This window comes from Streptomyces sp. NRRL F-5123, assembly GCF_000721495.1.
GTDB lineage: Bacteria > Actinomycetota > Actinomycetes > Streptomycetales > Streptomycetaceae > Actinacidiphila.
Map to the genome: position 1 here is coordinate 1 of NZ_JOHY01000109.1, position 7820 is coordinate 7820.

General features: G+C 65.2%; 9 protein-coding genes and 1 pseudogene. 3 read left to right on the forward strand and 7 right to left on the reverse strand.

The features are described 5' to 3' along the window. Positions 1-406: 406 nt before the first annotated feature. A complete protein-coding gene (locus IH54_RS42260; RefSeq protein WP_031525925.1) occupies positions 407-679 on the forward strand; it encodes a hypothetical protein in 273 nt (90 codons plus the stop codon). 39 nt (positions 680-718) lie between these two features. Continuing rightward, entirely contained in the window at positions 719-1030 is a 312-nt protein-coding gene (locus IH54_RS42265) for a hypothetical protein (RefSeq protein WP_159012359.1), read from the forward strand. 134 nt (positions 1031-1164) lie between these two features. Here the strand turns inward: IH54_RS42265 and IH54_RS42270 are convergent, their stop codons facing one another. From IH54_RS42270 to IH54_RS0137970, 7 genes and pseudogenes are all read right to left on the reverse strand, one after another. Continuing rightward, a complete protein-coding gene (locus IH54_RS42270) occupies positions 1165-3201 on the reverse strand; it encodes a caspase, EACC1-associated type (RefSeq protein ID WP_052398339.1) in 2037 nt (678 codons plus the stop codon). Then, positions 3198-3665, reverse strand: coding sequence for an effector-associated constant component EACC1 (locus IH54_RS45965; RefSeq protein WP_159012361.1), 468 nt, complete (start codon positions 3663-3665; stop codon positions 3198-3200). Before IH54_RS45965 ends, IH54_RS42270 begins: the two co-directional genes overlap by 4 nt. Positions 3666-3792: 127 nt before the next feature. Then, positions 3793-4092 (reverse strand): annotated as a pseudogene (locus IH54_RS44110) (tyrosine-type recombinase/integrase); the annotation flags it as partial. Beyond that, complete coding sequence (locus IH54_RS45970; RefSeq protein WP_159012363.1) at positions 4089-4265, reverse strand: hypothetical protein; 177 nt, start codon at positions 4263-4265, stop codon at positions 4089-4091. The gene IH54_RS45970 and the pseudogene IH54_RS44110, both read right to left, overlap by 4 nt. 357 nt (positions 4266-4622) lie before the next feature. Next, positions 4623-5090, reverse strand: coding sequence for a S1 domain-containing protein (locus tag IH54_RS45975; protein ID WP_159012365.1), 468 nt, complete (start codon positions 5088-5090; stop codon positions 4623-4625). Beyond that, positions 5087-6103, reverse strand: coding sequence for a polymorphic toxin-type HINT domain-containing protein (locus IH54_RS44115; RefSeq protein WP_078862833.1), 1017 nt, complete (start codon positions 6101-6103; stop codon positions 5087-5089). Before IH54_RS44115 ends, IH54_RS45975 begins: the two co-directional genes overlap by 4 nt. After that, positions 6100-6696, reverse strand: a complete 597-nt coding sequence (locus IH54_RS0137970; protein ID WP_031525939.1) for a potassium-transporting ATPase subunit KdpA — start codon at positions 6694-6696, stop codon at positions 6100-6102. Before IH54_RS0137970 ends, IH54_RS44115 begins: the two co-directional genes overlap by 4 nt. Positions 6697-6969: 273 nt before the next feature. Here IH54_RS0137970 and IH54_RS0137975 point away from each other — a divergent pair. Further along, positions 6970-7820 (forward strand): KUP/HAK/KT family potassium transporter (locus tag IH54_RS0137975; protein ID WP_234344259.1); only part of this gene is annotated, 851 nt, incomplete at its 3' end.

Genomic DNA, 7820 nt, shown 5'->3' on the forward strand with positions numbered 1-7820 from the left:
GCCGCACCGGCCAACTCAGGCACGGACTCGTGCTCGATCGTCATCTCACTCACTTGGCGTCTCCATGATCAACAGATCCGCCGTTTATTAGACACTCCCGGGGCGAACGTTGCCTGATGCGGCACTAGCTGGCTGAATCGCTCCGAAGGCACCCCCGAAAGGCCAGGGGAGCGCGAGGGGAGCGCATCGGAACGGGCGGAGGACATCGAGCCCTTTCCCGGGGAGCGCTGGGCGCGGTCGGCAGAAGATCGTCGGCGGCCTTCGTCCCGAGGTGTTCCCGTGGCGACCGCGGGTGTTTCGCAGCACCCGGCGGATGAAGCGGGTCCCGTGCGGCGGGGTAGGCGGAGGTGCGGCGTCTTGTAGGCGTTGTCGCTTTTCCACAAGAAGGCGCTCGTACGCTGAAGAGGTGCCGGACATCCGGCAGAGCGTGGATTTCAAGGCGGTCGTCGCCCAGACGAGCGCGGTGCTGTTGACCCGCGGGGTCGAGGTGGAGTCGGTGGCCGTGCGCGACGTGGTGGGCTTGATGGTCCGCTCGGTTGCCGAGCGCATGGACATGGCCCCGGAGGAGGCCCTCCGTCTGGTTGTGCCGGAGACGGTGGCCGATGCGATCGTCGCCGCCGCGGATCCGAATGGTGAGGGTACCGGACAGGTGCATTCGGTGCGGCCGGTGCGGGTTTGACGCCCGTACCGTCGTGCTGCCGGCGCGAGTCGCCTGGTGATGGCCGCCGCCCAGGCGGCAAAGTGCGCGCGGTTGAACAGCGATGGCCGCAGTGCGGATCAGGCGCTCGACCTGGTTTCCGAGGTGGGAGCTGCGCTGTCCGGCGCGGGGGCGGGCGACGAACCCAGCCTGCCCGGGGGTGTGCTGTCCGAACTTGCCGACATCACCGAGACGGTAGCCCTACGAGTCCAACGCGACGGCTTGAGTATCTGCCCCTGCGGTGAGCAGCACGAGCAGAGCGAAGTCGATGCGGGAACGCCCGTGTCCCTGCGAGCCGATGCGGCCTTGGCGCGTCGTTGGAGTGCCGTTTGAGGTGCGCGCCGAGGCTGGGCGTCTGGGGGTTGGCGCTGGGCGGCAACGTCTCGGAATACGGTTTGGAGGGCGGCAATGACCGTGTGGGCGTTGTCGATGATCGGGGCGGTCTTCTTCGTAGGTGACAGAAGCGGTCAGAGATCGAGCGCGGTGAGGTATTTTCCTGCGCTGATTACGTATATGGCACCGTCTGCCACCAGGGGTGCGTCCACGTCTCCGCTGAGTTTGACCTTCCACAGTTCGTGGCCTGTTGCGTCGTCGAGCCCGTGCAGGTGCGAGTCGCTGCTTCCGACGTACACCACGCCCTCCGCGAGGGTGACAGGACCGGAGGTGGCCACGCCTGCTTTCCAGCGTTCCTTGCCGGTGCGGGCGTCCACCGCGTGCAGGCCGAAGGGACTGCTGAAGTAGGCCGAGTGCCCGGCCAGGGAAACCGCACCCGTGTCGCCTGGCCCCTTCATCGAGTAGGTCCACCGGGGGTGCCCGGTTGCTGCATCGAACGCCGTGAGCCCAACGTCCCACGTGCTGACCAGCAGTGTGTCGCCGTACACAGCCGGGTAGGCGTATCTCCCTTCGTACGTGCCGCCGTGCCACAGGAGACTGCCGGTTCGGGCACTCACGGCCCGCAGCGGTCCGTACTCGCCCGTGACGTCTCCTTCCGTGACGAAGACCCGTCCCTGCGCCGCCGCGCAGGAGAACGCCGCGGTGCTGCTGAACGCGTAGTGCCATTTCTCCCTGCCGCTCGCAGCGTTCACGGCGTACAGAACGCCGTTGAAGCAGGTGACGAAGACGAGGCCGTCACTGACGGCCGGTTCGGAGTTCACGCCTCCACCTGCTTTGAAGGTCCACTTGCTTGTGGCCTTCTCGCCGTCGATTGCGAACAGCTGATTTCCCGTTTGTGCTCCGACGTAGACGACTCCGCCGGACTCAGCCGGCTGGGGAAGTACGGTGTTGGCGCCAGTCTCGAAGAACCCGGCCGATTTTCCGGTGGCCGTTCCCAGGAAGGTCATCTTGCCGAGGGAGCCCGCGACCCAGAGCGTGTTCCCTACCAGTACGGGGCGCTGGTTGGCGCCGTCGTCGATTGGGACCGTCCACTTCTTCGTGGGCGGCCGTCGCACCGGGGGCCTGGTCTGACTCGGGCTGGCCGGTGGTGACGCCGTCGGGTCAGGCGAGGGGGAGGCCGATCGACTGGGCGTAGGGGAGGGAGCGGCTGCCTGCGCAGGGGTTGCACTGGGAGAGTCGGCGGCCGTGTCCCCGGTGTGGTTACGCCCGTTGGCCAGCGCCAGCCAGGACAGTCCGCCTGCGCCTGCGGCGAAGAGGCCACCGGCGGCCGTGAGCACTGATCGCCGGGTCAGCCATTGAGGCACACGATCGGATTGCCCTGATCCGGCGCTTCCCGTGAGCACGGGGCCGGTCGACCCTGCGTCGACGGCCCGGTTCCTGGCCAGGGCGATCAGTCCGCCTTGGTTGCGGTTGCGTTGCTCGGGGACGGGACGTCCGCGCGCACTAAGCCTGCTGCGCAACTCGCGGTAGATCGTCTCCATGTCGAGGAGAGGGGGAGCACCCGGGATTCCCTTGGCGAGGACGTCGATCAGCTCGCCGGTGAAGACCGTGTACTTGTCGCCCGGTGGAGAGAGGGCAGTGGCACCTCCCGCCGTGGCGGTCAGCAGGAACGTCCCTTCGATCAGGGCGTGGTCGGCTACTCGACTGCTGGGTGCCGTCGCCGCCATCTCTCCTGAAAGAGCCAGGCCGCTGAAGCAGCAGTCCAGGATGACGACTTTCTTGCGTGCGGTGACCCGGGCGTCCAGGATCGTCCGGCGCACGTCCTCGAAGCGCAATGCGGTGTCGGACCGACCGGGACGGGAGGAGGGCAAGGCCAGGACGAGTCCGTCGCCGTGGTGATCGATCAGGCCGTGGCCCGCGTAGTAGACGACCAGTGTGTCGGTCGCGCCGGCCGCGGCCTCCTCGAGAACATCGATAACCGTGTGCGCGTTGGGGGGCTGGGTGAGTAAGGGGCGGTGGGCGGCCGGCAGTCCCCAGACCAGGGGGTGGCCGAGTAACTCGGCCAGCGTGGTGAGGCTGTGCTCGACTGCGGGGAGGTTCGTGAGGTGCTGGAAGTCGTGGGCTCCGATGAGGACGGCCCGGGAAGTAGCCGGGTCGGACAGCGCGGTCACGGAGCCTCCGGCGCTTCGCGCCCACTCTCGTCGTGTGTGCTGTCCGTCGGACCGGTGGCGGAGATGTCACCCAGGTCGACATCGAGGGCGCGGACGATCCGTTCGACGGTCTCCACCGACCCGTCGTGTACCTCGACCACGACCCCGTCGCGCTCGATCCGTACGAGCGGCCCCCGGCCACCCTTCGAATCGCGCCAGCTCGCCACTGAGACCACGACGCCGGCGAGGGTCAGACCGCTGCTGAGTACCGCGTTGATGGCCTCGAATGCACCGCCCATTTCTCCTGGGCGCACAGTTGCGGGAACGAGGGACATGCTGGCCTCTGTCCGCAGGTCCGGATCACGGGATAACCAGCGGAGCAGTTCTATCGAGACGTGCGGATCGTTGTCCTGCCCGTCCACGGAGATCAGTAATCGCACCTGGAAGCCCCCTGCATGCTCATGGTCAGAGCTGAGCTTCGTCACTTTAGCAAGCCTCGTAACAACATCAGGGGGCGTTTCCCGGATTCCCGCCATGGCCCGACTCTGGTTACACTTCACATTGAGGACATAACGGAGGGTCATGTCTGGCTGAGGTTGGTGCTGCTTGCCTTTACTGGTCCTGTGAGTGTTCGGGCTGGAACATGCCCGGAATGCGGGATGATGTCTTTTTCGTGCGGTGCTTGCCGCCGTTAGCGTGGGCGCGGGGGAGGAGTTTGATGACGGCTTCGGCGGCTGCGCGGGCGAGGTCGTCGAGGACGGCTTGGTAGATGTCGCGGGTGATGCGAGTGTCGGAGTGGCCGAGGGTGTCAGAGGCGACCTTGATGTCGATGCCGGCGGCGAGCATGAGGGTGGCGGCGCCATGGCGCAGGTCGTGGAGGCGGACCGGGGGGAGCCCGGCTGCGGCGACTAGAGCCCGTCTTCGAGGCCGGCGGCTTCGACACCGGCCACGACACCGGAACCATCCAGCGGCTGACCGAGGACGGCAGCCTCGTCGAAAGCACCGTCAACCTGCAGTTCGACCACAACGTCGGCCCGCTGGTCGGTGTCTCCGGCACCGTCACCTCCGGCCTGCTCACCGGCCACACCTTCCACGGCTCGTTTACCACCGGCCTGTTTACCGGCGCCGCCAAGTGCACCCTCGGCGCTCCTTTCGGAGGCGTGCGCGAAGCCCGCTTCGGCGGACAGTTCAGCATCGGCTGGCCCCCGCCCCACCCGCCGCGGATACCCGCGTGTCCCCGCCCGTGGACGCCATCGAGTACGGGCACCGGCGGCGTCCACGGATCGCGCCCCGACTCGCGCGGCCGCCGACCGGCACCCGCCTCATGACCGCAGCGCCATGACGAAATCCCGCATTCAAGGTCAGTAGTGGTCAGGTGATCCGCGAGGGCGCCGTTCCGCATGTCCTGGTGGTGAAGGTGTTCAGGCTGCGGGTTTGAGCTCTCACCCCAGCCGCCTCCTGAGTTCATCGGGCATTATCGAGATGATTTCCGCAGCACGAGTTCGATCAGCTGAACCAACCCGTTGCCTCCGCGCCCATTCGAGCAAAGGAATTGATTCTCTTGATGCGAAAAACTCCTCGAGTTCAGGAAGAGTTGCAAACTTTCGATCTCTGATCACGGCCCACCGCCTAAGCGCTTGGTCCGGATTATCAACACTTCGGGCTAGAAACACGTCAGACTGACGCGCACTGGCGCGGACTCTGCCATCACGCGCGATCCCAAGTGTGATACACGTCACGATCTGCCCGGCAACGGGCCAGTCGGCCGGCGATGTTGAAGTATCAGAAACATCAGCCTTATCAATAAATCCCGTCACCCCTTCTTCCACCTTAAATGAGATGCCGTAGGCCAAGTGCCCGACGATTTCGACATCGACAAGAGAATACCTACGAAAATTTCTTTCCGTCATGACGCTCCTCCTGGCCCCCACGGCCTCTTCGCGAACTGATTAAATTCTCCCATCAGGTCCCTAGGAATCAAGTATTCGAGCTGCTCCGGCGTCCTACCTTCCCAGACTTCAATATTACGCTCCGCCAACCAGCTAGTGGGAACATCCACCGCAAATCCCACCCCGTGCGTGTCGCCATGACCCGCTGCGAAATCATTTACGCGCGCCTCGTTACCGAAGTGCGCTGCCCCGGTCAACTCCTCGCCGTCATCACCTACGGACGGGAAGTGCGCGGGGTTGAGGCCGTCATCCAACTCGCTCGACCCTCGCGCAAGAGGCGAGACTCGGTACAATGTTATCGTTTCACCGCAGGTATTATGCACCAAGATCGGCGTAGACCCTGACACCACGTAATACGTGTGAAGTTGATCAACCGTGAGATTGTACATATCTTCGACACCGCTGACGACCTGGAGTGCCGTCACACGTACGTGCGTGTCGCCAGCTGTCTCGAGTGCGTGACCGGGGGTCAGTTGGCCAGCGGGCACCCAGGTATGTGTGGTGCCGTCCCAGAACGGGTGTTGTGCGGTGGTGTGCAGGACGGAGCTTTGGCCGGAGGAGCCTTGGATTTGAAGGTCGATCAGGTCGGCGTCGTGGTTGACGAACGTTGCGGTAACAGTGTGTCCGCCTCGGTGTTTGCCAGTTTCGGTATCGCCAGCCTCGACTTTGTCGCCGGGGCGAATAGCGCTGATCATTTTGGTCTTGCCGTCGGCGAGGAGTACCGGGGTGTCGCCGTCGAAGCTGCAGCCGCGAAATTTCTGGAGGAGTTTGGTTACTAGGCTGCCACCGGTTCTTGCATCCCCACCGGGACCGGCTAGCAACTGCGCGGCTGCGCCGGTCAGTTCCCCAAGCTTGTAGGCGCTGGAGTCCGGGTCCACGCCCATCAAGTCGGGATCACTGAACGGATAGATCGGCAGGTTCGGTGCGGCGGCAGTTGCGTGTCCGCCGGTCATTCCCTGTGTCAGTTCGTTCATAGCGTCGGCGAGTGCGGCTGCCGGGCTGGGGATATTGCCCGCGATTTCGTGGACGACTCCGCCGAAGAAGTTCTTGACGGGATTCGAACTCTTCTTCTTTTTCGGCTTCGGCTTTGCATATGTCGCGCCGTACAGGACATCGTGGTCTCACCGGAATACGACTGCCAGTTCGTGTTCGTCACGAACGACACCGACGTGTTCCACGACGTGTCCGGCCGCACCGCGCCGAAATGCTGCGGGTTGAACGGCAGGGACCCCTGCAGCCGGAAAATGCCATAGGTGACCAGCAGCGCCACGGCGGTGAAACCGATCACCGACGCGGCATACCGCTGCCACGTCTGCTCGGCGTCCTCCGACACCCCCAGCGAGCGGTAGATCGGCCGTTCCAGCCAGCGCAGCCAGCGGGACCGCCCCTCATACACCTCGACCATGTAGGCGCCCAGATAGCGCCAGCACAATCCCAGGACGACGACCATCACGACGATGGTCCATGCGAACGCCATCAGAACCGCTCCGCTTTTGAACAGTGCCACGCCCAGATAGCCGAACATGACGATCGACAACACCAACAGCACCGCGTCCGTCGCGCTCACACCCGCTCCAAGCACCAAATCAGGCCGAGCATCGCGGCAACGAACCCGGCGATCCCGATCACAACCCAGATATCTCCCATGGGCGCAGCATGGTGCCGACCGAAGTGGCAGCGCGGTGAAAGCGGCTGCCCGGGCGGTGGAATAAGAGTGAACGCGGCGCCGGGTACACCCCGATGGCCGTGGGCAGGCCCGGTTCGGTCGCCGGGATGGGCCCGCCCGGTAATGTCCGGCACGAAGCACCGGGCACCGAGCCGGTGCCGAGGAGGAGCACCAGTGACGGACCACCAGCGGATGCCCGGCCTTGACGGCAGATCAGCACCGCCGAAGACGACGGCTCGCGGTTCCGCCGGGCACGACACCGCGCGTCTGGCCATCGTGGTCGGTGCGCTCGGCGTGGTCTTCGGCGACCTCGGGACCAGCCCGCTCTACACCCTTCAGACGGTTTTCAACCCGGACGATCCACACCCGGTCCCCGTCAGCACGCACAACGTGTACGGAGTGGTGTCGCTGGTCTTCTGGTCGGTCACGATCATCGTCTCGGTCACCTACGTGCTACTGGCGATGCGGGCCGACAACGACGGCGAGGGCGGAATCATGGCGCTGATCACCCTGCTGCGCCGCTTGAACGCGCAGCGGGGCCGACGGGCTGCCGCAGTCCTGGCCGCGCTCGGGATCTTCGGCGCGGCGCTGTTCTTCGGCGACAGCATGATCACTCCGGCGATCTCGGTACTCTCCGCGGTCGAGGGCCTCAAGGTCGTCCAACCGTCACTGGCGAGCGCGGTCGTGCCCATCACCGCATTGATCATCATGCTGCTGTTCTTGGTGCAGCGCAGGGGAACCGCGGCGGTCGGCCGGGTGTTCGGGCCGGTGATGGTCGCATGGTTCACGGCCATCGGTGCGTGCGGCGTGGCCGGTATCGCCGATCACCCGGGCATCCTGCGGGCACTGTCGCCGACATACGCGCTGGGCTTTCTCTTCGGCCATTTCGGCACGGCCTTCTTCTCCTTGGCAGCAGTCGTCCTTGCCGTCACCGGCGCTGAGGCGCTCTACGCCGACATGGGACACTTTGGCCGCCGGTCGATCACCCGTGCCTGGGTCTTCCTCGTCTTCCCCGCCTGCGTGCT

Excerpts from the sequence above, each read along its gene's own strand:
- IH54_RS42265 (WP_159012359.1), top strand. The coding sequence starts at position 719 with ATGGCCGCCGCCCAGGCGGCAAAGTGCGCGCGGTTGAACAGCGATGGC.
- IH54_RS45975 (WP_159012365.1), bottom strand. The coding sequence starts at position 5,090 with ATGACGGAAAGAAATTTTCGTAGGTATTCTCTTGTCGATGTCGAAATC.
- IH54_RS44115 (WP_078862833.1), bottom strand. The coding sequence starts at position 6,103 with ATGAACGAACTGACACAGGGAATGACCGGCGGACACGCAACTGCCGCC.